Source organism: Pseudoalteromonas holothuriae, assembly GCF_945859825.1.
Taxonomy (GTDB): domain Bacteria; phylum Pseudomonadota; class Gammaproteobacteria; order Enterobacterales; family Alteromonadaceae; genus Pseudoalteromonas; species Pseudoalteromonas holothuriae.
Map to the genome: position 1 here is coordinate 1 of NZ_CAMAPC010000054.1, position 2,556 is coordinate 2,556.

Annotated in this window: 1 protein-coding gene; it reads left to right on the forward strand. The window is 42.5% G+C overall.

All coding sequences use genetic code 11. The features are described from left to right. The coding region (locus tag OCI93_RS20740; protein ID WP_261627236.1) for a type I polyketide synthase at positions 1–2,556 on the forward strand (2,556 nt) is incomplete at both ends.

A 2,556-nucleotide genomic window follows, 5' to 3' on the forward strand; every position in this document is an offset into this window, starting at 1 on the left:
GGCAAGCGGGAGGTATGCAGGTAGATGAAGGAGGATTGGCGGCGTTAGAGCGTCAAGGACTGGCAGCGATGCCAACTGAGCTGGGGTTAGACTGTTTTTATCGGGCACTCAATAGTTCACAGTCTCAGCTTTTGGTTTTATATGGCGATAACCTAAAAAATGAGAAACGCCTACATGGTCATCAAGTAGCCGTAGAGCCACAACTGCCTACTTCTGAAACAGCCATTGATATTGAGTTACATGAAGTTGAATTATATTTAAGTGAAGTACTATCTGGGCTGATTGATTTGCCGGTAGAAAATATTGATAGTCAACAGCAGTTGGAGCAATATGGCATCGACTCAGTCATGGCCATGGCTATGACTAATCAGCTAGAGAAGTCGTTTGGTACTTTGCCAAAAACATTATTCTTTGAATATTTTACACTTAGGCAGCTGGCAGAGTACTTTATACAGTCCCACTCAACAGTATTACAAAATATTATAGTGCCAAATCAACAAGACCTTTCAAACGCTTCCAAGGTGACGGTAAGTAATAATTCTGCGCATGTTGTTTATGAGGAGCCCATCACATATCAGGTCGCTGGCAGAAGTTCAAATACCTCAGGCATCGCTATTATTGGTTTAGCTGGCATATATCCTCAAGCTCCGAATCTCGAAGCGTTTTGGCATAATTTAGCCGAAGGCTTAGACTGCGTGACAGACATTCCTTCTGAACGTTGGGATTTAAGTGAGTTTTACTCTCAAGATCAACAGGCCTTCGGTAAATCATATAGCAAATGGGGTGGGTTTATTGACGGTATCACGCAATTTGATCCACTATTTTTCAATATTTCTCCTGCTGAGGCCCTAAGTATAGACCCACAAGAAAGACTGTTTTTGAAAACTGTTTACGATGCGATAGAAAATAGTGGTTATACCAAACATACCTTGTCTTCAGAAGGTTCTGTAGGTGTATTTGTGGGAGTTATGTGGCTGGATCATCAATTGCTAGAATCAGATGACCCAACACAAGTTTTTGCCTTGCCAGGGGCGGCATCCGTTGCAAACCGAGTCTCATATTTCTGTAACTTCCATGGTCCTAGTATGGCCGTTGACACTATGTGTTCGTCATCATTAGTGAGTATTCAGTTGGCATGTCAAAGCCTCAATAATGGTGATATTGAGGCGGCTATTGCCGGTGGGGTTAACTTGTCTATGCACCCCAAAAAGTATGTTCAGTTATCAAGGGGTCGTTTTGTTTCTAGTCAGGGCCGGTGTCAAAGCTTTGGCGAGGGTGGTGACGGTTATGTACCTGGTGAGGGGGTTGGAGCATTAGTCCTAAAACCATTAGAAGCGGCGCAATATGATGGTGATAATATATACGGAGTGATTAAAGGGATTGCTGTTAATCATGGTGGTAAGACTAATGGTTATTCGGTACCAAACCCGAATGCACAAACTAAAATTATTGAAAAAGTGTATCGAGACACCGGTATTGATCCATGTACTATTAGTTATATCGAAGCCCATGGTACTGGTACATCGCTTGGAGATCCAATAGAAATAGCTGCTTTGCAAAAGGTGTTTGTACCCTTAACAAAACGAAAATATGCAATAGGCTCTGTCAAATCTAATATAGGTCATTGTGAGGGAGCTGCAGGTATTGCTGGAGTCACCAAAGTGCTGCTGCAGATGAAACATGAAACTTTGGTTCCTTCTTTACATTCGTCGGTAACTAATAAAAAAATTGATTTTGCTAACAGTCAGTTTGAAGTGCAGCAGGTTAAAACTAAATGGCACCGACCGACTATCGACCACAATGGTCAGCAAATGGAGGTGCCATTAAGAGCTAGTGTGTCATCATTTGGTGCCGGCGGAACAAATGCGTATCTACTAATTGAAGAAGCGCCGCGCCAAACGTCACGTTATCGCGATGAAAGTGGCGTATCGACACCGTTACAAATATGTATTTTGTCATCACGCACATGGGTACAGTTACAACAGACGGCACAAGCGCTTAGTAAAGCAATACTAGCTTATGATGCTGACTTGTTGAGTGATATCTTGTATACGCTGCAAGTTGGCCGAGAGGCAATGGATGTTAGAGTCGCTATTCCGGTTACATCATTGCAGGATATGTCACGAAAACTCGCACAGTATAGTGCAGGTTCCTTGCCAGATGAGCAATATTTAAGTGGCCAAGTTACTAATCGATTATCTCGCAATGGTGCCACGTACAAAAAGATTGAAAATGCACTCAAGGTTGCTGATGTTGAACTACTTTCAATTTTGTGGGTGGAAGGTACAGATGTTGATTGGCAACAGTTATATATACTGAACACAATGAATCAGGGTAAGCCAACAAGGATTGCTTTGCCAGGTTATACCTATGAGCAACAAAACTACCCGCTACCTGCGCTAAAATCGGATCGAATTGATGAGACACGGGTTTATTTACACCCACTAGTACATAAAAATTGCTCAACTATGACCATGCAGATGTACAGCTCTACCTTATCTGCGCAGCAGCCAGTATTGGCAGATCATACAATACTTGGGAAACGTATCTTGCCAG